We start from the raw sequence: 23321 nt of genomic DNA on the forward strand, positions 1-23321 counted from the left end.
GGCCGCCTTTTTTGCGTCTTACGCATTACTTCAGCAGGGTAAAGGCAGTGGTGACGTGCTTCACGCCACTGACGCGGCTGGCGATATCGGCCGCCGCCTGCGCTTCCTGTTGCGTCACCAGACCCAGCAGGAACACTTCGCCATTCTCGGTGGTCACCTTCACGTTAGAGGATTTCACCTGATCGCTGCCCAGCAGCTGCGAGCGGATCTTGGTGGTGATCCAGGTGTCTGACGAGGTGGTGCCGAGCGTCACTTTCTGACCAATGCGGATCTCGTTATAGACCTCGGTGGCGCCATCCACGCCCATGGTGATCTGTTTGGCACGATTGGCGATCTCCTGCGACGGCGCCTGACCGGTCAGCAGCACTTTGCCCTGATAGGCGGTGGCGATGACGCGGGCATCGGTTTTGATCTGCTGATCTTTCGCCAGCGCATTGGTGACGCGCAGCTCCAGCGTGCCGTCATCCACCTGCGTGCCGACCGTACGCGGGTCGGTGGCGGTTTTGGTGGCAACCGCTGCGCCACCGGCAACCACGGCGACACAGCCCTGCAGCAGCATGGCGGTTAACAGAATAGCGATAGCGTTCAATGCTTTCATTCGTGCTCCTTCGGTCATTCCTGATGGGGAAAGAGGGTGTTATCGATCAGATCGCATAAGCAGTTAACGGTGAGCATATGCATCTCCTGAATCCGGGCACTGCGGTGTGAGGGAATGCGGATTTCCACATCCTGCGGGCCCAGCAGTCCGGCAAGCTCACCGCCATCATACCCGGTAAGTGCAACGATCGTCATATCGCGTGTTACCGCGGCTTCAACGGCCTTCACAATGTCGCGGGTGTTGCCACGGGTTGAGATGGCCAGCAGCACATCGCCTGCGTGGCCCAGCGCGCGCACCTGCTTGGCATAAATTTCATCGTGCAGGCGATCGTTACCAATCGCGGTCAGCATCACGTTGTCTGCACTTAACGCCAGCGCCGGCAGGCTGGGGCGCTCGGTTTCGAAACGGTTGATCATGCTGGCGGCGAAGTGCTGAGCATTGGCGGATGAGGCGCCGTTGCCGCAGCTCAGGATCTTATTGCCGTTCAGCAGAGATTGCACCAGCGTCATGGCCGCACGGGAGATGGCATCGGGCAGCGCCTCAGCGGCAGCAATCTGGGTCTGAATACTTTCAGTAAAACACGCTTTAATTCTTTCCTGCACACAACCACCTGGTTCTAAACGTCTGCATTAAAGGCATCCGGCAGCCACTCGAGCGCCGTGCCGGTAATGGCGATGATGTCGAAACGGCAATTCACTGTTGCAAAACTGCCGCCGCGTTGCGCCAGCCAGAGAGCGGCAGCGCGCAGCAGCTTCTGCTGTTTGCTGCGGGTGATGCTGGCGAGTGCGCCACCGTAGCGCGCATCGCGGCGGTAACGAACTTCGACAAACACCCAACAGTGCCCGTCACGCATTATCAGGTCAAGTTCACCCCCGCGAAAGTGAACATTGCTGGCGACCCATTTCAGGCCCGCCTGCTCCAGATAGCGCCGGGCATCTTCTTCATACCGGGCGCCAGTCTGACGGCGGGTCAGTTGGCCGGTGCGATTTCGCCCCGACGATACTGGTTCCATGTCAACTTCCTGTTGATCACACAATCCGTGTTGGCGCTGAGCTTACCGGTGTTGCCATCCAGCGTATAACCCGGTGACTGACGCATCTGGTTAAAGTGATTGGCCAGCGTCCAGGCATCCATCCCCATGGCATAGAGGCGCACCAGCGAGTAGTCATTGTTGAATGACTTCGAGGTCTGCTGCATCAGGCCCGGATTGCTGCCGGAGAGCAGAGGAATATCGCTGAACTGCAGGCCATCCATCTCCAGACGGAAATCGGGACCGGCACCCGCCTGCGCGCTGCGCGAGCTGGCATAGAGCGAAATGTTGCTGCGGCTGCCGGTGCGCATGGCGATCATCGGCTTAATCAGCTGCAGCTCATCCTGGGTGGAAACGATATAGACCGCATCAACGCCTCCGCCGCTGCTGGTGCTGACGGCCTCTGGCGTGCTCTGCTGCGGTGCCGGAATGGTCAGGCCGGCAATGGACACACCCTGCTGCTGCTGGGCAGGGGCCGCATTCACCGGCGTGCCTGACAGGCTGATGCCCGCGCCACTGTTGATGCCCTGCTTCAGCTCTGCGGTCGAGCCAAAGCGCTGCTGCATCACGGTACCGCCACCCAGCGTCTGCCACTCCTGCGCGAAAGCATTGGTGACGCGATCGCCCAGACCGCTGCGCGGAACCAGCAACAGCGGCTCGCGTTTGCCCTGATCCCAGATATGGTGCGCGGCATCGCGCGCTTCGTCTTCAGGAGAAAGCGCAAAGTAGCAAATATTCGGATGGTTCTGGATCGTTTCCGGCTCGTTAAGCGCCAGAACATTGAGTGGCGTCTGACTGTTAGCCACTTTCTCCACGTTGCTCTTCAGCAGTGGCCCCACCACGAGGGTGGCGCCATCCTGCTGGGCCTGCTGCATCACCTGCTCAATCGGCTGGCTGCTGGTGTCATAGACCTTAATCTGAGCGTTGCTGGCTGGTTCGGCAGTGGCGGCAGGCTGAGACTGAGGCTGCGCCTGCGGGGTGGCTTCAGCCGCCTGCTGTTGCGGCGCGCTGATCGGGTCGGAAGCCGAGCCGGCGACGGCTGCCGGTTGCGTGCTGGCCGTGCCATCCGTCGCGGCGGGCTGTGCGGCCGCCGGTTGGGCCGCAGGGGCGGAGACGCCATTCTTCGCGTCAGTAAAGCCTTTCTGAATCGCATTCGCGAAGACCTGCGCCTGACCATTCATGGGCAGCAGCAGCGCGATAATGCTGGTTGAGGCTTTGGTGTAGTTCTGCATCTGGCTCAGCTGCGTCGGCAGCGTTTTGGCCGCCGGATTCTGCGGATAGCGGGTCTGCCAGTCTTTGATGCCCGACTTAAGCATCCCGGCATCCTGGGTGTTAGCCCGCCAGACGGCAAGCAGGTCGAGCCAGCCCTGCAGCACGTTTTCATCGGCGTTAATGACCAGGTTGCTGGCCTCCTGCGGCGACATCTGCGTCAGCGCCTGCCAGGTAGCATCGATGTTAGCCTGATGGTCGCTGCCGGTCAGCAGCGGCTCCTGCGCAATGTAGGTGCGCAACAGGGAGAGAGAAGGGCGACCCTGTGCACTGGCGATCTGCAGGCTGTAAAAACGCGCCAGCTGATCCTTCGATAATGCACCGGTTTTCACGTCAGCCAGCAGTGGCTCAGCCTCTTTGATCTTCTGCTGGGCAATCAGCAGCTGCGCTTTCAGCAGCAGCGATTCCTGCTGCTGCGTCTCAGAGAGCTGCTGCGGCAGCTGACTCAGTTGCTGGGTCGCTTCAGGATACTTTCCTTCCTTCAACAGGGCGCGGATTGCGAGTAATTGCCAGTCGGTCTTGCTATCATCGCTGCTTTGCTGCGCCTGCTGCAGATAGTAAGCGGAGCTGGCTGTGGCAGGCCCCTGAATATTGACGGTTGAGGTTTGCGGCCCCTGACCGCTACACGCGGCTAAAATCAGCCCAGCAAGAATGACAGGCAGAAAGCGTCCTGCTTTATGACGAACGACTTTTGAAGGAAGCATACTGTATCCAGTGATGTTTTTTTCAAGATGCTCAATATTAAATCGGCAATTCGGATGAAACAATGAAACAACTCGATCGGGCAGAGATTTCTGCCAGCACGCTCTACATCGTTCCAACCCCGATTGGTAATTTGGGTGATATCACCCAGCGGGCGCTGACGGTGCTTTCGAGCGTCGATCTGGTCGCTGCGGAAGATACACGTCATACCGGGCTGTTGCTACAACATTTCGCCATCAATGCGCGACTCTTCGCACTTCACGATCACAACGAACAGCACAAGGCTGAACTGCTGATTGCGAAGCTGGAGGAGGGTCAAAGCATAGCCTTAGTTTCGGATGCTGGCACGCCGCTGATCAACGATCCGGGCTACCATCTGGTGCGCCGCTGCCGCGAAGCGGGCATCCGGGTGGTGCCGCTGCCAGGCGCCTGTGCCGCCATTGCGGCGTTAAGTGCCGCCGGGCTACCGTCCGATCGTTTCTGTTACGAAGGGTTTCTGCCGGCCAAAACCAAGGGGCGTTGTGACGCTCTGCGTGCGCTGGTGCAGGAGCCGCGTACGCTGATTTTCTATGAGTCCACCCACCGTCTGATCGACAGCCTGCAGGATATGGTGAGTGAGCTGGGCGGGGATCGCTATGTGGTGCTGGCGCGTGAGCTGACCAAAACCTGGGAGTCGATCCACGGTGCGCCGGTGGCCGACCTGCTGGCGTGGGTAAAAGAAGATGAGAATCGCCGCAAAGGCGAGATGGTGCTGATCGTTGAAGGCCACAAGGCCGATGACGAGGACGCGCTTCCGGCGGATGCGCTGCGAACGCTGGCGCTGCTGCAGAAAGAGCTGCCGTTAAAGCGGGCGGCTGCGCTGGCGGCTGAGATCCACGGCGTAAAGAAAAATGCGCTTTATAAGTATGCGCTGGAGCAGCAAGAGGCGTGACAAATGCGGGCGAATGCCCTATTATCCCGCGCCGAAGCTGACCAGACAGTCGCCGCTTTGTCGTCGTCCTCACTTGTGGGGAGACGGGCAGAGGGGAGGAAAGTCCGGGCTCCATAGGGCAGGGTGCCAGGTAACGCCTGGGAGGCGCAAGCCTACGACCAGTGCAACAGAGAGCAAACCGCCGATGGCCCAGAAATGGGATCAGGTAAGGGTGAAAGGGTGCGGTAAGAGCGCACCGCGCGACTGGCAACAGTTCGTGGCACGGTAAACTCCACCCGGAGCAAGGCCAAATAGGGGTTCACAAGGTACGGCCCGTACTGAACCCGGGTAGGCTGCTTGAGCCAGTGAGCGATTGCTGGCCTAGATGAATGACTGTCCACGACAGAACCCGGCTTAACGGTCAGCTTCGACTTCTTACTAAAAAACCCCGCTCCGGCGGGGTTTTTGCTTTCAGGCGACGTGCATTCGGTGATGAATGACTGTCCACGACGCTTTTCATGAAAGGAGCGCGGCTTAACGGTCAGCTTCGACGTCTTACTACAAAACCCCGCTCCGGCGGGGTTTTTGCTTTCTGGCGCTGTCGGTCAGCCCCGGCTAGCGCTCGCCCTCCATACCCGCTTCACCGGACTGACTGAGCGGGGCCTGTTCAGTCAGCGGGCGATAGACCAGCGCGATTTATCGGTTACCCGAGGCTGCGGGCCTGATCTTCAGCAGTGGATTGCAGATTGGGATGCCGGTGGTGACGTTGCTGCTGGCGCTGAACCTGACGCTGGGCTTACTTAACCGCCTGACACCGCAACTCTCTATCTTTGTTATTGGCTTTCCCATCTCCATCACCCTGGGATTGGGGGCGCTGCTGCTGATGATGTATAACCTGCCGACCCTGTTTCAGGATCAGATGAATGAGATCTTCAGCGCGGTGAACAGCATTCTGGTGGGGTTTCGCTGAGGGCGCGGGAAGCCGCCGGGGTGAGACTCAGCCCCGCGCCACGGCGAGGGGCTGATGCCGCTCAATCGCGACCGTGCGGCTCATCCCAGTCAAACGCCGGGCCGAGAGAGATAACGCCGTGCGGGTTGATGGTTTTATGACTGCAGTAGTAGTGATGACGAATATGCGGCAGACTGACCGTCTCCGCGATGCCCGGCATCTGATAGATGTCGCGCAGGAAACCGCTGAGATTCCGGAAATCGCCAATCCGGTGACGATCGCATTTGAAATGCGTGACATAAACCGGATCAAAACGCACCAGCGTGGTCCACAACCGCAGATCCGCTTCGGTCAGCTGATCGCCGGTCAGATAGCGGTGCTGGCCCAGAATCTGCTCCAGGCGCGACAGCGAGTGGAACAGGGCGGTGACGGCCTCGTCATAGGCGCTCTGTGAGGTCGCAAACCCCGCTTTGTAGACGCCGTTGTTCACCGTATCGTAGATCCAGCCGTTCAGCTCATCAATCTTCTCACGCAGGGCAACCGGGTAGTAATCCCCGGCGCGCGCACCCACCGCATCAAACGCACTGTTGAACATGCGAATGATATCGGCAGACTCGTTGCTGACGATGGTGTTCTGCTGCTTGTCCCACAGCACCGGCACTGTGACGCGACCGCTGTAGTGCGGATCGGCGTGCAGATAGAGCTGATAGAGGAAGTCATTCTGATAGAGTTTGTCGCCGGTTGCCTCCGGAAACGTATCGTCAAACGTCCAGCCATTCTCCAGCATCAGTGGATGCACCACCGAGACGTCGATCAGGTTATCCAGTCCCTTCAGCTGACGCATCAGCAGCGTGCGGTGCGCCCAGGGGCAGGCCAGCGAGACATAGAGATGATAGCGGTCGCGTTCGGCGGTAAACCCCGTCTTGCCTGTCGGGCCTGCGCTGCCATCGGCGGTCACCCAGTTACGGAAGGCGGACTCTGAGCGCTTAAAGCGTCCGCCGGTCGATTTGGTGTCGTACCAGGTGTCATGCCAGACACCGTCAATTAACTGTCCCATAATGGCTCCAAAGCAAACAGGGCGGGGAAATGTCCCCGCCCTGCTAAGTATATGTGGCATTACACGTTATGTGAGATTAGTGCGCAATCGCCTGCGGTTTTCTTTTGCTGATCAGGCGATCAATGCTGTATGCGCCCGGACCCACCAGACCCAGCACTAGGAAACCCCCGGCGATAGAGAGATTCTTCATGAACATCAGCTGGTTCACGCCTTCGGCAAAGTTACTGTGAAACAGGAACGCGGTCAGGATGGTGAAGCCGGCAGTGAACAGCGCGGTAAAACGGGTCAGGAAACCAAACAGGATAGCCAGACCGCCGCCAAACTCCAGCAGGATAACCAGCGGCAGCATAAAGCCGGGCACGCCCATCGCTTCCATATATTGCTGGGTGCCTGCATAACCGGTGATTTTGCCCCAGCCCGCGGTAATGAACAGGATTGGCATCAGGATGCGAGCCAGCAACAGACCAGTATCTTCGAATTTTTTCATCATTTACTCCAGCGTTATCAGTAGTGCAGGGCAGGCTGCCCGCAGGGTTTGTGCCCGCTGAAAGCAGTGATGCTTTTCATTGGGTTGATAGCTGGAGATGATAATCGCGGCGTGAAAAGGTTGTAAGCAGGAAAAACTGTCAGTGTTTTTCAGAAAAACTGATGAAGAAAGCCGGTCTTTTCAGGACCGGCTTTTCAGAGAGTTAACGCGGGGGCAGGGCGGACTTAATCATGCGCCAGGTACTCCAGGCACCAAATCCTCGCTTGGCCCAGCGCAGCAGCCGGTTGGGACTGCGAATCGAGTAGACGGCCAGCGCACTGCTGCCAATCGCCAGATAGCGACGTAAGCTCAGGAACGTGAACCAGCCACGATCGTACTGGGCGGTACTTTCCAGCCAGTCGCGCCGCGCCGCGCTTAAATCCAGCCGCTGCTGCTGCACGTGCTTAAGCAGTTCATGGATGCGTTCTTCACGCTCGCGGCGGCTCATCAGCGCTGCTCCTCAAGCAAATTACGGTCAGTCTCCAGCTCTTTACGCGTGTGGCGTAACAGCGTGGACTGACGGGATTTGTGAAGGGTCCAGAGTCCGAAGATAACCGCCAGCAGGAACAGAGTGCCGGTGGTGATCCCGATGGCCATCAGGCGATACTGCGCATCCACTGCCCAGATAATCAGCACCATCAGGCTCATCAGACCAAAGGCCGTGAACAGCATCGTCAGGCCCACCATCAACAGCAGCTGTATCAGGTTGGCTTTCTCATGCTCCAGTTCCACCACTGCCAGACGAACGCGCGTCTCGACCATGCCAACCAGCGTGGTGACAATACGCTGGCCGATGTTAATGACCCCTTTAGCCGGGCCGTGGTTCTGCTGTGAATCAGCCATAATCAGCGACGCGAAATGAGCATGCCCAGTGCGACGCCAATCGCTGCACCGATACCCACACCATGCCAGGGATTTTCACGCACGTAGCCTTCCGCCTTCTGCGCCGCTTCACGGGTTGTCGCCGCAAGGCGTTCGCCTGATTCACCCAGGCGCTCACGTGAGCTGTCCAGCGCCACACGCGCTTTATTACGAAGCTTATCCAGCTCCCCTTTCGATTTTTCAGTGCTGCTGCTCAGCACCTCTTCCAGGGTATCAGCCAGATTTTTCAGTTCAGCACGCAGATGTTCCGATGATGTGTCTTTAGACATAAAATACTCCTTTAACATCAGTAGATTAATTCCGATTAATAGGGCTCCGCCTGTAACTTTTTCAGCTCCCGGCGCGCTTCATCCAGTTTTTGTTGTCGCTTCGCAATCTTCTCCCTGTCGTGGCCCTCATCACGCTCTTCCCTGAGTTCGTGCTCGCGCTCAGCCACTTTCTGCTTCTGCGCGTTAATTCTTTCCAGATGGGCGGCTTCCAGCTTTTTGTCGCTGCAGTCCGCCTGGACTTCGGTCAGCGCCCGCTCAAGGCCGTTGACCCGGCGCAGATTGTTATGCTTCTGCGCCATCTCAATTTCGTGCTTAATGTCCTGCTCTTTCTGCTCGCACAGCGATTCGGCGGCCAGCAGTGAGCCAGACAGCGAAAAGAGGGCGACGCCCAGTAATAGGTGATATTTCATCCGTTTGGGTACCTTCCTTTGCGACCTGATTGTTCAGCAGCGGGATCAGATGTGGATCGCGGATGCTGAGAATCGACTCTCCGTTAAGCATAGACACGCAACGTAAAAAGTTCAAAGAAGACCGGGAGATAGAGAGGCTGTCAGGCCGCCACGCGATGCCGCGACGGCCTGAAAAGCAGGGACGGGGCGTATCAGGCCAGGGAAAGATGCTGAGCGTGATCGTGCTGCGCCACGATAAAGCCCTGTGGCAGCAGGCGGCGTAACACCTTTTGTGCCGCCAGACTCTGTTCTTCGCTGTCAAAGTGAATAATCAGTGCATCGCCCGCCGGGGTAATGCTTTTAATACGGATACCCTGCGCGCTGAGCTGCTGATAGAGATAAAAGCCATCGGGCAGAGTCGCGCCCGCATGGGAAACCCGGATCTGCACCACCGTCTCGTGCTGCATCAGGGCGGGAACCACGCAAAGCGCGATCAGCGCCAGCGCGCCCGCCATCAACCACGGCATCCACCGTTTTGGAATCGCCTGCAACGCTTTCATCACTCGGCTTTCCCGTTCTGATTCGCCTGACGTTTACGCCATAAAACGACCAGCGAACCTACCAGCCCGAAGACCAGCAGCGCCAGCGGCAGCATCATCAGGAAGAACATCATCTCATCTTCATAGCGCCGGAAAATCGGTGTTTTACCCAGAGCAAAGCCGATAACGGTCAGAATCACCACCCAGAGCAGCGCGCTGACCCAGTTGAAAAACTGAAAGCGGGCGTTGCTCAGACCGGACAGGCCGGCGATGGTAGGCAGCAGGGTGCGCACAAAGGCGATAAAGCGGCCAATCAGCAGGGCAGAGAGGCCGTGGCGGTGAAACAGGCTGTGCGCGCGCAGGTGGTACTGGGCGGGCAGATGGGAGAGCCATTTCTGTACCGTGGGGGTATTGCCGAGCCAGCGACCCTGGATATAGCTCACCCAGCAGCCCAGACTGGCCCCGGTGGTTAAAACCAGAATCGTTAAGGGGAAACTCATGGTGCCTTTGGCAATCAGCACGCCGACCAGAATCAGCAGACTGTCACCCGGCAGAAACGCGGCAGGAAGCAGGCCATTTTCCAGAAACAGAATCATGAACAGCACGCCGTAAATGGCCCATACCAGCGTGGGGTCGGAAAGGGTCTCGTAATCCTGTTGCCACAGGGCATGCAGCAACGCTTGCAGAATATCCATCAATCATTCCTGAACATCATTGTTAAACATGTCCCACAGGGACTTAAACGCAGACCGGCATGTCGTTATAAATTTTAGGAGCGCAGCCTGGGCGGGATTTTCCGGATCCTTCCAGAATTGATTGTTAAATCAGCGATTTTATAACCCCCTGTCTCAAAGGGTAATAAAAGGGCGATAACTGTAACAAAAATCACCTGTCTGAGACAGGAAAACTCGCTGACGAACAGGAGTTTTACCTTGTGAAACGGCGTGTAAAAAGGAGCTTTACATGACCTGACACTATTGCAGATTAACTGACCCTCACCGGCGCGTTCAGGCTGTTTAGCGGGCGTGGCTGGAGCCGTCAGGAAGGATGACCGGATTCTCACCGAACATGTATCGGTCGACATTAAATTCAAAATCATCCGCCGTCGCGTTAAACAGCATCTGTTTAGTATTTTCCAGATGTTGCCACATCGCCAGTTTGCTGGCGGCGGGATCTTTACGCATCAGGGCTTTGAGGATCTGATCGTGGTCGTCGCACCAGCTGAGAATGCTGCGCTGGTCGATGTGTTCGTGAAGTTTCAGCCAGTAGGGATTGTGCTGACGATGCAGCCACATTTTTTCAACGATGGCGGCTAACGCGCTGTTCTGCGTGGACTGGGCGATGCGGACATGAAACTGCATATCCCACTCTGAATCGCGGAAGTGATCTTCCTTACGGGCATTCCCCTGAATCGCCATCAGGTCGATGATGTCCTGTCGCGTCACCTGCGTGGCGGCAAACTCCGCCACGTTACTCTCAATCAGCTGACGTGCCTGCAGCAGTTCAAACGGACCGAACGTCGCGAACTCCAGCTGGCTGCTGGTCGGCGCGATGCGATTCTGCTGCTGGCTGGCAATGACGTGGATGCCCGACCCTTTACGGACCTCCACATAGCCTTCCACTTCCAGCATGATGATCGCTTCGCGCACCACGGTGCGGCTCACTTCCATCTCTTCGGCAATCAGACGTTCAGCGGGCAGCTTGTCACCGACCGGGTAGATCCCGGTTTCAATACGGCTTTTCAGCTCGCTGGCCAGCTTCTGGTAGAGTCGACGGGATTCGGTGAGGTCCATGGCACAGTCCTGATAGCAAAACAGATAAGTTGTTATACCACTTCAGGCGGCGGGAGGAAATGGGCTGGCGTATGCCAGCCCGGTGGGTTAGCTGCGAACGGCATTCGCAGGCGGCAGGGCGGCCTCAGCGCTCAGTTCGGCAACCGGTTTGTTTTTCAGTACGGTCCAGATCACCACCGCACCCAGCAGGTCGAACACCGCCAGCGCGGCAAACAGCGGGCTGAAGCCCAGCGTATCAGCCAGTGCGCCGACCACCAGCGCAAACATCGTACTGGCGGTCCAGGCTGCCATGCCGGTCAGGCCATTGGCCGTGGCAACCTCATTGCGGCCAAAAACGTCAGAGGAGAGGGTGATCAGCGCACCGGAAAGCGCCTGATGAGCAAACCCGCCCACACAGAGCAGCGCGATGGCGACATAGGGGCTGGTGAACAGGCCGATGGTGCCAGGCGCAATCATCAGGACCGCGCCCATCGTCACCACCAGCTTGCGGGAGACGATCAGGTTGACGCCAAACCAGCGCTGGAACAGCGGCGGCAGGTAGCCACCCAGAATGCAGCCGAAGTCCGCAAACAGCATCGGCATCCAGGCAAACATCGCAATCTCTTTGAGGTTAAAACCGTAAACCTTGAACATAAACAGCGGGATCCAGGCGTTAAAGGTGCCCCACGCCGGTTCGGCCAGAAAACGTGGCAGAGCAATCCCCCAGAACTGGCGGTTGCGGATAATCTCCAGCGCCGACATTTTGCGGGTGTTGCCGGTCTGATGCTGCGCCTCCTGACCGGAGATAATGTAATGGCGCTCCTCCTCACTCAGTTTCTTCTGCTGTTTCGGGTGTTTATAAAACAGCAGCCAGCACAGCGCCCAGACCATGCTCAGCACGCCGGTGATGATAAAGGCCATCTGCCAGCTGTGCGCCATGATGGCCCAGACCACCAGCGGCGGAGCCAGCATCGCGCCGATGGAGGAGCCGACGTTGAAGTAGCCGACCGCCACCGAACGCTCTTTGGCCGGAAACCATTCGCTGCTCGCCTTCAGGCCCGCCGGGATCATCGCGGCCTCAGCCGCCCCGACGGCACCGCGCGCCAGAGCAAAGCCGCCCCAGCTGCCCGCCATCGCCGTGGCCGCGCAGAAGATCGCCCACAATACGGCAAACACCGCATAGCCAATTTTGGTGCCGAGCAGATCGAGCACATAGCCTGCCACCGGCTGCATCAGTGTGTAGCAGGCCGAATAGGCCGCCACGATATAGGAGTACTGTTGCGTGGTGATATGCAGCTCGGTCTGTAGTGTCGGTGCCGCCACCGCAATCGTGTTGCGGGTCAGATAGCCCAGTACCGTGCCGAGCGTCACCAGCCCAATCATGTACCAGCGTAACCCTTTGATCTTACGCATCCTCTACCTCTTCCAGTTCTGTATGCGGTCATGCCGCTGTTGTTATCTGGAGCGGGACAGCACGTGATACTGCTCGGCTCACGCCCGCAGGTTCTGTGTCAGCAACCCCGTTTTTACCCTGCCATGTGTGGGTCGCCTGCGACCTCACGATGGGGCCAGAGCCTAACTTGTTATACAACTTTAAAAGTTGAGAGCCATCACAAAAACCCTTTCTGCGCTGTGGGATACTGGAAACCTGACAGATGACAGCCATTTAGCGCGCTGTGGGCGACAGAAATGTCCATGACGGCGGTGAGTGGCCGCGGTTTATGTGAGCAGGATCGCAAATAATTCCGTCACGGACCATAATTGGTATGATAACTTTGAGCCATACGTGGTTCAGCTGATGAGGATGTCTCTATGTCGCGTTTTATGACCGAGGATTTTTTACTGGATAGTGAATTCGCCCGTCGTCTCTACCACGACTATGCGAAGGATCAGCCGATTTTCGACTATCACTGCCACTTACCGCCGCAGCAGATTGCCGAAAATTATCGCTTTGCCAACCTTTATGACATCTGGCTGAAGGGCGATCACTATAAGTGGCGGGCGATGCGCGCCAACGGTGTGGCTGAGGCGTTCTGTACCGGGAACGCCAGCGATCGTGAGAAGTTTGATGCGTGGGCACGGACCGTACCGCACACCATCGGTAATCCGCTCTATCACTGGACGCACCTGGAGCTACGTCGTCCTTTCGGCATCACCGATACCCTGCTGTCTGAAAAAACCGCCGACAGCATCTGGCATCGCTGCAACGAGCTGCTGGCGCAGGACGCCTTTACCGCGCGTGGCATCATGCAGCAGATGAAGGTGAAAATGGTCGGCACCACGGACGATCCGCTGGATGACCTGCGCCATCATCGCGCCCTGGCAGAAGATGCCAGCTTCAGCGTGAAGGTGCTGCCGAGCTGGCGGCCGGACAAAGCCTTTAACATTGAAGCCGAAACCTTCCTGCCGTGGATCGGAGCGCTGGAGCAGCTGACCGACATCAGCGTGCAGCGTTTTGATGACCTGCGTCGGGCGCTGCATCAGCGGCTGGATCACTTTGCGGCGCACGGCTGTAAGGTGTCCGATCACGCACTGGATGTAGTCTGTTATGCCGACGCCGATGACGTCACGCTGGATAACATTCTGGCGCGCCGCCGCAGCGGCACCACGCCTACGCCACACGAGACGGCCCAGTTCAAAACCGCAGTGCTGGTCTGGCTGGGCAGCGAATATGCCCGTCGCGGCTGGGTGCAGCAGTATCACATTGGCGCGCTGCGCAACACGAACCCGCGTCAGTATCAGCTGCTGGGGCCGGACGTCGGCTTTGACTCGATCAACGATCAGCCGCTGGCCGAACCGCTGGCACGCCTGCTGGGCGCACAGAACCTCAATAACGCGCTGCCGAAAACCATTCTTTACTGCCTGAACCCGCGCGACAACGAAGTGCTGGCTACGATGGCGGGCAACTTCCAGGGCGAAGGAGAGGCGGGCAAAATGCAGTTCGGCTCCGCCTGGTGGTTCAACGACCAGCTGGATGGCATGCAGCGCCAGCTGACCCAGCTGTCGCAGATCGGACTGCTGAGTCGCTTTGTCGGGATGCTGACCGACAGCCGCAGCTTCCTCTCCTACACACGCCACGAATATTTCCGCCGCCTGCTGTGTCAGATGATCGGTCGCTGGGTAGACCAGGGTGAGGCGCCGGGCGATGAAGCCCTGTTAGGGCAGATGGTGCAGAACATCTGCTTTAACAACGCCCGCGATTACTTCGGCATTGAGCTGGGAGCCTGATGATGCAGAGGCTGAACCGCCGCGACTTTCCGGGCGCGCGCTATCGTGACCGGGTGATCCAGTTTGGCGAAGGCAATTTCCTGCGCGCCTTTATCGACTGGCAGATCGACTGGCTGAACGAGCATCAGGGCACCGATGCCGGGATCGTGGTGGTGCGGCCTCGTAACCGGGACGTCAGCGATACGCTGAATCAGCAGGAGGGACTCTACACCACGCTGATTCGCGGGCTGAACGCGCAGGGTGAGCCGGTCAGCGAAACCCGTCTCATCCGCAGTCTGAACCGTGAGATCCACCCTTATCAGCAGTTCGGCGACTTTATGGCGCTGGCGCAAAATCCTGACCTGCGCATGGTTTTCTCGAACACCACCGAGGCGGGTATCGCCTTTGCGGAGGCGGACCAGCTCACCGACCAGCCCGCCAGCAGCTTCCCGGGAAAACTGACGCAGCTGCTGTGGGCGCGCTACTCCCACTTCAGTGGGGCCAGCGACCGCGGCTGGCTGGTGGTGCCGTGCGAGCTGATTGACCACAACGGCGACACGCTGCGTGAGCAGGTGCTGCGCTACGCCGATCACTGGCATCTGCCGACCGAATTTAAAAGCTGGGTGCATCAGCACTGCGCTTTCTATAACACCCTCGTCGACCGCATCGTCACCGGGTTCCCGGCGGAGAGTGCGCAGCTGCAAAGCGAACTGGGCTATGAAGATCGCTATCTGGTGGCGGGCGAAGTCTACTACCAGTTTGTGATTCAGGGACCGTCGGCGCTGTTCAGTGAACTGAAGCTGGAGGCGCTGTCGCCGCAGGTGCGGCATGTGGACAACATCGCGCCCTATAAAGCGCAGAAGGTGGCGATCCTGAATGGTGCCCATACCGCGATGGTGCCGGTGGCGTTTCTGGCCGGTCTGGAGAGCGTGGGCGAGGCGATGGCCGATCCGGCTATTGCCGGGTTTGTGGCGTCGTTACTGCGCGAGGATGTCATCCCAACACTGGATCTGCCTGCTGCGGAGCTTCATGCCTTTGCCGATGCGGTTCTGCGCCGTTTCCGTAATCCCTTTATTCGCCATGCGCTGCTGTCGATTGCCCTGAACAGCATGACCAAATTCCGCACCCGTCTGCTGACGCCGCTGCTTACCGCACATCAGCAAACCGGGCAGTGGCCGGTGCACATTACCTTTGCGCTGGCGGCGCTGATCGCCTTTTATCGCGGCAGGCTCGCCGGAAAAGCGTGGCCGCTGCAGGATGATCCCCACTGGTTACAGCGCTATGCCGATGCCTGGCAGGCGCAGGAGAGCGGGGCGATGTCGCTGCAGCAGCTGGTGGAGAACGTGCTCAGTGATGCGCAGCACTGGGGCGAAGATTTAACCCGTCAGCCCGGGCTGGCTGAGACGGTTACCCGGCACCTGCAAAACATTACCGTCCACGGCGTTCGTGAGGCGCTGAGTCAACTGAGGTCACGCGATGCAAGACGCAATTAAAATCGATCCCCGCGACAATGTTGCCGTGGCGTTACGTGACTTAGCCGCGGGCGCGACGGTTGAGCTGCCACCACAGCGTGTGGTGCTGCATCAGGCCGTCGGGCGCGGGCATAAATTTGCCCTGCAGCCTGTCGGGCAGAATGAGTTGGTAATCAAATATGGCCTGCCGATTGGCCATGCCACGCAGCCGGTGGCGGCCGGAGAGCTGATCCACTCGCAGAATGCCCGCACCAATCTCAGCGATCTGGACCACTATGCATATCAGCCCGACGTCGTGACGCTGCCGCCGCAGCGTGGCGATCGCGAGGTGCAGATCTACCGGCGCGCCAGTGGCGAGGTCGGCATCCGCAACGAGCTCTGGATCCTGCCCACCGTCGGCTGCGTCAACGGCATTGCGCGTCAGATCCTGCAGCGTTTCCTGCAGGAGACGCAGCAGGCGGAAGATATTGATGGCGCGTTCCTGTTCAGCCACACCTTTGGCTGTTCGCAGCTGGGACAGGATCACGACAACACCCGCACCATGCTGCAAAACATGGTGCGGCATCCCAACGCGGGCGCGGTGCTGGTGATTGGTCTGGGGTGTGAGAACAATCAGGTCGATGTCTTCCGTGACACCCTCGGTGCTTTTGAAAGTGACCGGGTGGAATTTATGGTGTGTCAGCAGCATGACGATGAGGTGGAAGCCGGACTGGAACGTCTACATGCACTCTATCAGAAGATGCGTCACGATCGGCGTGAACCGGGCAGGCTCAGCGAGCTGAAGTTCGGGCTGGAGTGTGGCGGCTCGGACGGCTTCTCCGGCATCACGGCCAACCCGCTGCTGGGACGTTTCTCCGACCAGATGATCGCCAACGGCGGCACCACCGTGCTGACCGAGGTGCCGGAGATGTTTGGCGCGGAGCGGATTCTGATGAGCCGCTGTCGCGACGAGGAGACCTTCCATAAAACGGTCGCGATGATCAACGACTTCAAGCAGTACTTTATCGATCACCAGCAGCCGATCTATGAGAATCCCTCGCCGGGCAACAAGGCGGGTGGCATTACTACGCTGGAGGAGAAGTCGCTGGGGTGCACCCAGAAAGCGGGGCAGAGCCAGGTGGTCGATGTCCTGAAATATGGCGAGCGGTTAACCACACCGGGGCTGAATCTGCTGAGTGCACCGGGCAACGATGCGGTTGCCACCAGCGCCCTGGCGGGTGCCGGATGCCACATGGTGCTGTTCAGTACCGGACGCGGCACGCCCTATGGGGGGTTTGTGCCTACGGTGAAGCTGGCGACGAATACGCCGCTGGCGGAGAAAAAACCGCACTGGATCGACTTTAATGCCGGACGGCTGATTGAGGGGATGAGCATGGAGGCGATGCTGGAAGATTTTGTCGATACCATCGTGGCGATTGCCAGCGGTCAGCCCACCAACAACGAAAAGAACGACTTCCGCGAGCTGGCGATTTTCAAAAGCGGGGTGACGCTCTGAAATCAAAAAGCGATCCTGATCGTTCAGAACGCTCAAAAGCTCAGAGAGCGGATGGCTGAGTCCGAAGAGCAAAGCGTCCCGCGCCAGGGAAGGCGCGGGCCGAGCGAGCAGGGATGCGTAAAGCGACTTTGCGATCGGACTCTGCCATTCGCGAAGGGCAGAGGATTAACCGACGGTGATAACGATCTTAAGCCCGGCTGGTTTCGCGCTCCGCTTCTGCCTGACAGACAGCGGCGGTAAACAGAATATCCGTTGACGAGTTCAGCGCGGTTTCTGCCGAATCCTGCAGGACGCCGATAATAAAGCCGACAGCCACCACCTGCATCGCCAGGTCATTCGGAATACCAAACATGTTGCAGGCCACCGGGATCAGCAGCAGCGAACCGCCCGCCACACCCGATGCGCCACAGGCACAGAGGGAGGCTACCAGACTCAGCAGAATGGCAGTCGGCACATCAATGCTGATCCCCAGCGTATGCACCGCCGCCAGCGTCAGTACGGTAATGGTGATTGACGCGCCCGCCATACTGATGGTCGCGCCCAGCGGAATCGACACCGAATAGGTATCCTCATCCAGCTTCAGACGTTTCGCCAGCGCCATATTCACCGGAATGTTGGCGGCAGAACTGCGGGTAAAGAAGGCGGTGACGCCACTTTCGCGCAGACAGGTGAAGACCAGCGGATAGGGGTTACGGCGGATCTTCCAGAACACCAGCAGCGGGTTCACCACCAGCGCCATCAGCACCATACAACCCAGCAGCAGCGCCAGCAGATGCGCATACTGCCACAGCGCACCAAAGCCGGTGGAGGCCAGAATTGACGCCACCAGACCGAAAATACCGACAGGCGCACAGCGGATGACGCAGCGCACCAGCCAGGTCACGGCTTCGGACGCGTCATTAAGAAAGGCGCGGGTGGTGTCACTGCTGTGACGGAACGCCAGACCCAGACCAATCGCCCACACCAGAATACCGATGTAGTTCGCCTGCATAAGCGCGGTAATCGGATTCGACACCATGCTCATCAGCAGCCCGTGCAGGACTTCCGTGATGCCGGAAGGGGGAACGATTTCGGTACTCCCGACCGCCAGCGTCAGCGTCTGCGGGATCAGATGGCTGAACAGCACCGCGACCACTGCCGCGAAAAAGGTGCTCAGCAGGTAGAGCATGATAATCGGCCGGATATTGGTTTTCTGGCCCTGCTGGTGGTTCGCAATCGAGGCGATGACCAGCACCAGAACCAGTAAGGGGGCCACCGCTTTCAGCGCACTGACAAACAGTTCGCCCAGCAGGCCGACCGCTAACGCGGCATCGTGTGAGATCCAGGCGAGCGCGACACCGGCGACCAGCCCAATCATGATTTGCTTCACCAAGCTACCGGCGAGCAGCGTACCCAGACGTGCGGAGAGAGTTTTCTGCATAATAGTTTCTATATTTTGTCGCGAATGTAGTTTCAGGCGCGATGTTTTGCATCGGCTAAAACGGTTTGCCCGGCGGAGTATAAGGAAAAGATCGGACGAGAAAAGAGAAAGTTCTGCCGCTGTGGAGCGCGTCAGATTTTTATTATGCTGGATAGCGGAAGTGTGACAGAGGGATGAAACGGCGCGGCAGGCTGCCACAAAATAAAACAGGGGCATCCGCTGCCCCCGCAGGTAATTATGGTGCGAGCTTTTTCTGGTCTCTTTTGCGGTTAACCCAGGCATTAATCAGCAGGGTTGATGCCAGAATGACACCGACCACACTCAGCGAGATGCCGACCGGGATATGGTAGAGGTCGACAATCAGCATCTTAAAGCCGATGAACACCAGCACAATCGCCAGGCCATACTTCAGCATCGAGAAGCGCTCTGCCACGTTCGCCAGCAGGAAGTACATGGCACGCAGACCCAGAATGGCAAACAGGTTGGAGGTCAGGACGATGAACGGGTCGGTGGTGACGGCAAAGATCGCCGGAATACTGTCGACCGCAAAGATCACGTCGCTCAGCTCCACCATGATCAGCACCAGCAGCAGCGGTGTCGCAAACAGCACGCCGTTTTTGCGGGTAAAGAACTTCTCGCCGTCGAGATCGTCCGTCATGCGCAGATGCTTACGCAGCCAGCGCACCACCGGCTTGTCGCCTACTGCGCCATCATCCTCTTTCGCCAGCGCCATTTTCACCCCGGTAAACAGCAGGAAGGCACCGAACACATAGAGGATCCAGCTGAACTGGGTCACCAGCCAGCTACCGGCGAAGATCATGATGGTACGCAGCACGATAGCGCCTAATACCCCGTAGATCAGCACGCGACGCTGCAGGTTGGCCGGAATAGAGAAGTAGCTGAAGAGCATCAGCCAGACAAAGACGTTATCCACCGCCAGTGCTTTTTCCAGCACGTAACCGGTCAGGAAGGCGAGTGTCTGGGTGTTAGCCACCTCGCGTCCTGCGCTGCCTTCCAGATACCACCAGAAAGCGGCGCTGAACAGCAGTGAGACGGAAACCCAGATCAGCGACCAGATCGCCGCCTGTTTAAAAGACATGGTCTGCGCGCCGCGGCGTCCCTGCAACAGCAGGTCGATAGCCAGCATGATAAGCACCACAACCGCAAAGCTGCCCCAGAGTAAAGGTGTCCCCACAGTTTGCATATTCGTATCCTGTCTGAAAAATAAAAAAAACGGCTGAAGTCAGAAGACATCAGCCGCTTATTTTTGTGTAAGCAAACCTCGCCTTCCGGCAAGGTCTCACTTACAACACAGAAATCGATTCCGGGTTGCCTGACGACCGGATGCTTGCGCAACGTAGTGACGATCAATCAGATTACAAGTTACTCCCCTTTGCAGAAAGCTACGTTACGGTTTCACCGCCCAGGAAGCAACAGCTCGCAGACATATTTAGAAATATTTACACAACCGTCCGATCGGCCGGGAAGATAACACCGGTCTGCCGACGGATTTCAGTCAGCAGTGCCGCCGTGGTGCGTGAGATCGCAAGCCCGGGATGCGCCACCTGACGCTGCGCCACCAGCCGGGCAAATTCGGCCGCTTCATAACGCATCGTGTTGCTATGCTGTGGCTGACTTAGCACCTGCTTTTCTCCGCCGCGGGGCATAAAGGTCAGCTGCTGACACTCCGATAACTTCTCAATAAGCAGCGATCCGGCTTCTCCCTGAATCTCGCTGGGCAGGCTGGAGTCACTGACTTTCGAGTGCAGAATCGTCACGTCAAAATCGCCGTAGTCGAGCACCACCACCCCATGTCCGTCCACACCACTCTCAAGCAGCGTGGCGCTGGCCTGCACCCGCTGCGGCGCGCCCCACAGTGCCACCGCCGAGGCCAGGCAGTAATAACCGATATCCATGATTGAGCCGTTCGACCAGCGCGGATCAAAGGTGTTGGGGTTTTCACCATTGAGATAGCGCGGGTAGCGCGATGAATACTGACAGTAACTCAGCAGGGCTTTCCGCATCCGCCCCACGGCGGGCAGCGCCGCTTTTAAATGCAGGAAATTGGGCAGGCTGGCCGTTTTGAACGCCTCAAACAGCACCACCTGATGTTCCCGGGCGCAGGCGATCATCTGCTCCGCCTCGGCCAGATTGGAAGCCAGCGGCTTTTCACAGATGACATGCTTGCCGTGCGACATAAACAGCAGTGCCTGCTGGCAGTGCAGGGCGTTAGGGCTGGCAAGATAGACCGCATCGATCGCCGGGCTGGCGGCCAGGGCCTCCAGCGAGGTAAAGGTTGCCTGGCAGGGATAGTCGGCGATAAAGGCGTCCGCCTGCTGCTGACTGCGCGAATAGACCGCACAGAGTTGCATCCCGCCGGTTTCATGCGCGGCATCAATAAACTGGCGTGTTATCCAGTTTGTTCCCACAATGGCAAAACGAATCACGTTTTCTCTCCGGCAGCGGTAAAGCGGCAGAGTAACATCTCTCCGGCGCGGTGCAATGGGGAGGGGCGGGCAGGGATTGATCCTGCGATCCCGATTCCAATACTATGCGGGAGCGATGAATGTCAGGCACCAACCAGGGAGCGCAGGTGAAAGCAAGTAAGCACGCATTAAACTGGACCACACTGCTGATCGCCATTCCGGTCGGATGTGCCGCATCGCTGGTGACGCTGGCTTTTCGCGGCGTGATTGAACTGATCAACCATCTGCTGTTTGCCCGCAGCGGGGAGATCAGCGGGTTACTGCCGCTCTGGCCGTGGATTTTCTGGCCGCTGCTGGTGGGGGCTGGTGGTGTGCTGGCGGGCTTTTTTCTGCGTTATGCGGTCGCCATTGAGCAGCAGCAGACGGTGAAAACTGACTACCTTGAGGTGATCAACGCCCGGCTCGATGCGGTGCCGACCCGAACCTCACTGTTCCGCGCCTTGTCCTCCATCGCCAGTATCGGCAGCGGCGCGTCGATAGGGAAAGAGGGGCCGATGGTGCAGCTTTCGGCGCTGTGCGGCAGCGCGATTGGCCGCCTGCTGCCCGCCTCGCTTAACCTGAAAAACAGTGACGTGGTGGCGATGGCGGCGGCGGCGGGGCTTTCATCGGTCTACCATGCGCCGCTGGCTTCGGCTATCTTCGTCGCCGAAATCGCCTTCGGCATCTCCGCCCTGCAGCGGCTGATCCCGCTGATTATCGCCTCCGCCACGGCGGTGATGACCATGTGGACGCTGGGCTTTCGCAGCGCGCTCTACCCGCTGGCGGAGGCAAACTTTGCCATGGATCTCAGCAGCCTGCTGATGACGGTGCTGATTGGTTTGTGCGCCGGGCTGGCGGGCTGGCTGCTGATTAAGTGCATTGCCCGCAGTAAAGCGCTGTTCAGCCGGGTCGCCTCCCTGCCGCTGCGCCTCGGTGCAGGCGGAGTGGCCGTGGGCTTACTGGCACTGCTCTCGACCGATATCCTCGGCAACGGCTACGAAGTGATAGTGAAGGTGATGGCGGGCCACTATCTGCTGCCGGGTCTGTTGCTGCTGCTGCTGCTGAAAACCGTTGCCACCAGCCTCTCGGTGGGCTCGAATGCGGTCGGCGGGCTGTTTACGCCGTCACTGCTGATCGGCGCGCTGCTCGGCGTGATCCTGGCGACGCTGGGGGCGATGCTGCATCTGCCGCTCGGCAATGTGCTGCTCTATGCCGCTATTGGCATGGCGGCGGTGCTGGCGGCGGTCAGCCAGGCCCCGCTGATGGCGATGCTGATGGTGCTGGAGATGACCCTCAACAGCAGCCTGCTGTTTCCGCTGATGATCGCCACGGTGCTGGCCTCCATGGTGGTCTATCGGCTGCAATCGGCCAGCACCTACCCGGTAGTAAGCCATCACTTTACCCGTTCAGAAGCGAAATATGATTTCGATAACATGCGCATTGCCGAGCTGATTATTCCCGGCGCGGCGTTGCAGCCGGAAGCGTCGGTGGGGCAGGCGCTGGCGGTCAGTTCACTGAAGCGCGAGCGCTACGTCTATGTGATCAACGCCGGGGGGGCTTTCCTCGGCGTGGTCTCGATTCATGAGATTTCACGCCGGGTGCTGGCACAGGAGATCACCCTCGACTCGCCGGTGCAGTGCGTGATGGATCAGGATTTCCCGGTGATCTATCAGAACCAGAGCATGCGTGAAGGGTGGGAAGCCTTTGCCGCCGTCACGCTGGAGCGGTTGCCGGTGCTGAACAACCCCGCTGAGCGCCATTTTGAGGGCGCGCTGACCAAAACCAGTCTGATCCAGAAAGCGCAGGAGTTTCTTTAAGCCGCGTTGCCGCGCATCGCCTGGTCGGTCATCCAGAGCCGCGCATCAAATTCGAGCTGGTGGTAATCCGGCTCCATATGGCAGCAGAGCTGGTAAAACGCCTTATCGTGATCTTTCTCTTTCAGGTGAGCCAGCTCATGCACCACGATCATGCGCAGAAAAGGCTCCGGCGCGAGGCGGAAAAAGGTGGAGATACGGATTTCCGCTTTTGCCCGCAGTTTGCCGCCCTGCACGCGCGAGATAGCGGTATGCAGCCCCAGCGCATGCTTCATCACTTTAATTTTGTTGTCCCACACCACCTTACTGATCGGCGGCGCGTTGCGCATAAAGCGGTTTTTCAGCGCCTGGGTGTAGTCATACAGCGCCTTATCGCTCACGACATCGTGGGTATCGGGATAGCGTTCCTGCAGAAACGCGCCTAAGCGCTGATGGGTAATCAGGGTCTGCACCTGTTCAAGAAGGGGAGCAGGATAACCCTGAAGGTAGATGAGTGAGGACATTAGGGATTCCAGGCGAAAAAGAGTATACTGCGCGCCCTTTTTATCGGGGCGAA

General features: G+C 58.6%; 24 protein-coding genes and 1 other RNA gene. 7 read left to right on the top strand and 18 right to left on the bottom strand.

Annotated features, from left to right (window positions below; genetic code table 11):
• Positions 1 to 25 precede the first annotated feature (25 nt).
• Genes dolP through CKF42_RS10185 form a run of 4 tightly spaced genes read right to left on the bottom strand, consistent with a single transcriptional unit; the run spans position 26 to position 3601 of the window.
• Complete coding sequence (dolP, locus tag CKF42_RS10170; RefSeq protein WP_111208112.1) at positions 26 to 598, bottom strand: division/outer membrane stress-associated lipid-binding lipoprotein; 573 nt, start codon at positions 596 to 598, stop codon at positions 26 to 28.
• Positions 599 to 612: 14 nt separating this feature from the next.
• Positions 613 to 1200 (bottom strand): DnaA initiator-associating protein DiaA, encoded by a 588-nt coding sequence (gene diaA, locus CKF42_RS10175; RefSeq protein ID WP_003855538.1) that lies wholly within the window; start codon positions 1198 to 1200, stop codon positions 613 to 615.
• A gap of 14 nt (positions 1201 to 1214) precedes the next feature.
• Positions 1215 to 1610: a YraN family protein gene (locus tag CKF42_RS10180; protein ID WP_009087381.1), complete on the bottom strand. Its 396-nt coding sequence runs from the start codon at positions 1608 to 1610 to the stop codon at positions 1215 to 1217.
• Positions 1568 to 3601, bottom strand: a complete 2034-nt coding sequence (locus CKF42_RS10185; RefSeq protein WP_058956502.1) for a penicillin-binding protein activator — start codon at positions 3599 to 3601, stop codon at positions 1568 to 1570. Before CKF42_RS10185 ends, CKF42_RS10180 begins: the two co-directional genes overlap by 43 nt.
• Positions 3602 to 3663: 62 nt before the next feature.
• Here CKF42_RS10185 and rsmI point away from each other — a divergent pair, with 62 nt between their 5' ends.
• From rsmI to CKF42_RS10200, 3 genes are all read left to right on the top strand, one after another.
• Positions 3664 to 4530 (top strand): 16S rRNA (cytidine(1402)-2'-O)-methyltransferase, encoded by an 867-nt coding sequence (gene rsmI, locus CKF42_RS10190; RefSeq protein ID WP_009087377.1) that lies wholly within the window; start codon positions 3664 to 3666, stop codon positions 4528 to 4530.
• Between the two features lie 33 nt (positions 4531 to 4563).
• An RNA gene (gene rnpB / locus CKF42_RS10195) (RNase P RNA component class A) lies at positions 4564 to 4942 on the top strand.
• Between the two features lie 306 nt (positions 4943 to 5248).
• Entirely contained in the window at positions 5249 to 5479 is a 231-nt protein-coding gene (locus tag CKF42_RS10200; RefSeq protein ID WP_233501036.1) for a flagellar biosynthetic protein FliR, read from the top strand.
• Positions 5480 to 5540: 61 nt separating this feature from the next.
• Here CKF42_RS10200 and CKF42_RS10205 read toward each other — a convergent pair whose 3' ends face one another.
• The 10 genes from CKF42_RS10205 to CKF42_RS10250 all read right to left on the bottom strand — a co-directional run bounded on the left by CKF42_RS10205 (position 5541) and on the right by CKF42_RS10250 (position 12305).
• On the bottom strand, positions 5541 to 6515 hold the full coding sequence (locus CKF42_RS10205) for a glutathione S-transferase family protein (RefSeq protein WP_111208113.1): 975 nt from the start codon (positions 6513 to 6515) through the stop codon (positions 5541 to 5543).
• 76 nt (positions 6516 to 6591) lie between these two features.
• Positions 6592 to 7002 carry a DoxX family protein gene (locus CKF42_RS10210; RefSeq protein ID WP_009087370.1) on the bottom strand — a complete coding sequence of 137 codons (411 nt, stop codon included), beginning with the start codon at positions 7000 to 7002 and terminating at the stop codon, positions 6592 to 6594.
• A 202-nt stretch (positions 7003 to 7204) separates the two neighbouring features.
• Complete coding sequence (locus CKF42_RS10215; RefSeq protein WP_009087368.1) at positions 7205 to 7489, bottom strand: YqjK-like family protein; 285 nt, start codon at positions 7487 to 7489, stop codon at positions 7205 to 7207.
• On the bottom strand, positions 7489 to 7884 hold the full coding sequence (locus CKF42_RS10220) for a phage holin family protein (RefSeq protein ID WP_009087366.1): 396 nt from the start codon (positions 7882 to 7884) through the stop codon (positions 7489 to 7491). Before CKF42_RS10220 ends, CKF42_RS10215 begins: the two co-directional genes overlap by 1 nt.
• Before the next feature lie 2 nt (positions 7885 to 7886).
• A complete protein-coding gene (locus CKF42_RS10225; RefSeq protein ID WP_009087364.1) occupies positions 7887 to 8192 on the bottom strand; it encodes a YqjD family protein in 306 nt (101 codons plus the stop codon).
• A gap of 35 nt (positions 8193 to 8227) precedes the next feature.
• Positions 8228 to 8602 (bottom strand): DUF1090 domain-containing protein, encoded by a 375-nt coding sequence (locus CKF42_RS10230; RefSeq protein ID WP_009087362.1) that lies wholly within the window; start codon positions 8600 to 8602, stop codon positions 8228 to 8230.
• A 191-nt stretch (positions 8603 to 8793) separates the two neighbouring features.
• Entirely contained in the window at positions 8794 to 9141 is a 348-nt protein-coding gene (gene mzrA / locus CKF42_RS10235; protein WP_009087359.1) for an EnvZ/OmpR regulon moderator MzrA, read from the bottom strand.
• On the bottom strand, positions 9141 to 9815 hold the full coding sequence (locus CKF42_RS10240; protein WP_009087358.1) for a DedA family protein: 675 nt from the start codon (positions 9813 to 9815) through the stop codon (positions 9141 to 9143). Before CKF42_RS10240 ends, mzrA begins: the two co-directional genes overlap by 1 nt.
• 321 nt (positions 9816 to 10136) lie before the next feature.
• Complete coding sequence (exuR, locus tag CKF42_RS10245) at positions 10137 to 10913, bottom strand: transcriptional regulator ExuR (RefSeq protein ID WP_111208114.1); 777 nt, start codon at positions 10911 to 10913, stop codon at positions 10137 to 10139.
• An 87-nt stretch (positions 10914 to 11000) separates the two neighbouring features.
• A complete protein-coding gene (locus CKF42_RS10250) occupies positions 11001 to 12305 on the bottom strand; it encodes an MFS transporter (protein WP_111208115.1) in 1305 nt (434 codons plus the stop codon).
• Between the two features lie 399 nt (positions 12306 to 12704).
• Here CKF42_RS10250 and uxaC point away from each other — a divergent pair, with 399 nt between their 5' ends.
• The 3 genes from uxaC to CKF42_RS10265 are packed head-to-tail and all read left to right on the top strand — an operon-like array spanning position 12705 to position 17066.
• Complete coding sequence (gene uxaC / locus CKF42_RS10255; protein ID WP_111208116.1) at positions 12705 to 14120, top strand: glucuronate isomerase; 1416 nt, start codon at positions 12705 to 12707, stop codon at positions 14118 to 14120.
• Between the two features lie 2 nt (positions 14121 to 14122).
• Positions 14123 to 15592 (top strand): tagaturonate reductase, encoded by a 1470-nt coding sequence (locus CKF42_RS10260; protein ID WP_111208138.1) that lies wholly within the window; start codon positions 14123 to 14125, stop codon positions 15590 to 15592.
• Positions 15576 to 17066: a UxaA family hydrolase gene (locus tag CKF42_RS10265; protein WP_111208117.1), complete on the top strand. Its 1491-nt coding sequence runs from the start codon at positions 15576 to 15578 to the stop codon at positions 17064 to 17066. The genes CKF42_RS10260 and CKF42_RS10265 overlap by 17 nt, the downstream gene beginning before the upstream one ends.
• 187 nt (positions 17067 to 17253) lie before the next feature.
• On the opposite strand, the gene sstT is transcribed toward CKF42_RS10265, so the two are convergent.
• The 3 genes from sstT to CKF42_RS10280 form a co-directional block, all read right to left on the bottom strand.
• On the bottom strand, positions 17254 to 18486 hold the full coding sequence (gene sstT, locus CKF42_RS10270; protein ID WP_111208118.1) for a serine/threonine transporter SstT: 1233 nt from the start codon (positions 18484 to 18486) through the stop codon (positions 17254 to 17256).
• Positions 18487 to 18721: 235 nt separating this feature from the next.
• Positions 18722 to 19690, bottom strand: a complete 969-nt coding sequence (locus CKF42_RS10275; RefSeq protein WP_046102583.1) for a TerC family protein — start codon at positions 19688 to 19690, stop codon at positions 18722 to 18724.
• A 256-nt stretch (positions 19691 to 19946) separates the two neighbouring features.
• Positions 19947 to 20933: a Gfo/Idh/MocA family protein gene (locus tag CKF42_RS10280; protein WP_111208119.1), complete on the bottom strand. Its 987-nt coding sequence runs from the start codon at positions 20931 to 20933 to the stop codon at positions 19947 to 19949.
• Positions 20934 to 21079: 146 nt separating this feature from the next.
• On the opposite strand from CKF42_RS10280, the gene CKF42_RS10285 reads away from it, so the two are divergent.
• A complete protein-coding gene (locus CKF42_RS10285; protein WP_111208139.1) occupies positions 21080 to 22768 on the top strand; it encodes a chloride channel protein in 1689 nt (562 codons plus the stop codon).
• Here CKF42_RS10285 and CKF42_RS10290 read toward each other — a convergent pair.
• A complete protein-coding gene (locus CKF42_RS10290; protein ID WP_009087337.1) occupies positions 22765 to 23268 on the bottom strand; it encodes a M48 family metallopeptidase in 504 nt (167 codons plus the stop codon). The two genes, CKF42_RS10285 and CKF42_RS10290, sit on opposite strands and share 4 nt — an antisense overlap.
• Positions 23269 to 23321 lie beyond the last annotated feature (53 nt).

Source organism: Pantoea sp. ARC270, from assembly GCF_003236725.1.
Lineage (GTDB): Bacteria > Pseudomonadota > Gammaproteobacteria > Enterobacterales > Enterobacteriaceae > Pantoea > Pantoea anthophila.

Coding starts and splice junctions, on each gene's coding strand:
- CKF42_RS10210 (WP_009087370.1), bottom strand. CDS start 7,002: ATGAAAAAATTCGAAGATACTGGTCTGTTGCTGGCTCGCATCCTGATG.
- CKF42_RS10230 (WP_009087362.1), bottom strand. CDS start 8,602: ATGAAATATCACCTATTACTGGGCGTCGCCCTCTTTTCGCTGTCTGGC.
- CKF42_RS10185 (WP_058956502.1), bottom strand. CDS start 3,601: ATGCTTCCTTCAAAAGTCGTTCGTCATAAAGCAGGACGCTTTCTGCCT.
- sstT (WP_111208118.1), bottom strand. CDS start 18,486: ATGCAGAAAACTCTCTCCGCACGTCTGGGTACGCTGCTCGCCGGTAGC.
- CKF42_RS10250 (WP_111208115.1), bottom strand. CDS start 12,305: ATGCGTAAGATCAAAGGGTTACGCTGGTACATGATTGGGCTGGTGACG.
- dolP (WP_111208112.1), bottom strand. CDS start 598: ATGAAAGCATTGAACGCTATCGCTATTCTGTTAACCGCCATGCTGCTG.
- CKF42_RS10205 (WP_111208113.1), bottom strand. CDS start 6,515: ATGGGACAGTTAATTGACGGTGTCTGGCATGACACCTGGTACGACACC.
- CKF42_RS10220 (WP_009087366.1), bottom strand. CDS start 7,884: ATGGCTGATTCACAGCAGAACCACGGCCCGGCTAAAGGGGTCATTAAC.
- CKF42_RS10225 (WP_009087364.1), bottom strand. CDS start 8,192: ATGTCTAAAGACACATCATCGGAACATCTGCGTGCTGAACTGAAAAAT.
- CKF42_RS10260 (WP_111208138.1), top strand. CDS start 14,123: ATGCAGAGGCTGAACCGCCGCGACTTTCCGGGCGCGCGCTATCGTGAC.
- CKF42_RS10180 (WP_009087381.1), bottom strand. CDS start 1,610: ATGGAACCAGTATCGTCGGGGCGAAATCGCACCGGCCAACTGACCCGC.
- CKF42_RS10240 (WP_009087358.1), bottom strand. CDS start 9,815: ATGGATATTCTGCAAGCGTTGCTGCATGCCCTGTGGCAACAGGATTAC.
- CKF42_RS10275 (WP_046102583.1), bottom strand. CDS start 19,690: ATGCAAACTGTGGGGACACCTTTACTCTGGGGCAGCTTTGCGGTTGTG.
- CKF42_RS10215 (WP_009087368.1), bottom strand. CDS start 7,489: ATGAGCCGCCGCGAGCGTGAAGAACGCATCCATGAACTGCTTAAGCAC.
- exuR (WP_111208114.1), bottom strand. CDS start 10,913: ATGGACCTCACCGAATCCCGTCGACTCTACCAGAAGCTGGCCAGCGAG.
- rsmI (WP_009087377.1), top strand. CDS start 3,664: ATGAAACAACTCGATCGGGCAGAGATTTCTGCCAGCACGCTCTACATC.
- CKF42_RS10290 (WP_009087337.1), bottom strand. CDS start 23,268: ATGTCCTCACTCATCTACCTTCAGGGTTATCCTGCTCCCCTTCTTGAA.
- uxaC (WP_111208116.1), top strand. CDS start 12,705: ATGTCGCGTTTTATGACCGAGGATTTTTTACTGGATAGTGAATTCGCC.
- CKF42_RS10265 (WP_111208117.1), top strand. CDS start 15,576: ATGCAAGACGCAATTAAAATCGATCCCCGCGACAATGTTGCCGTGGCG.
- mzrA (WP_009087359.1), bottom strand. CDS start 9,141: ATGAAAGCGTTGCAGGCGATTCCAAAACGGTGGATGCCGTGGTTGATG.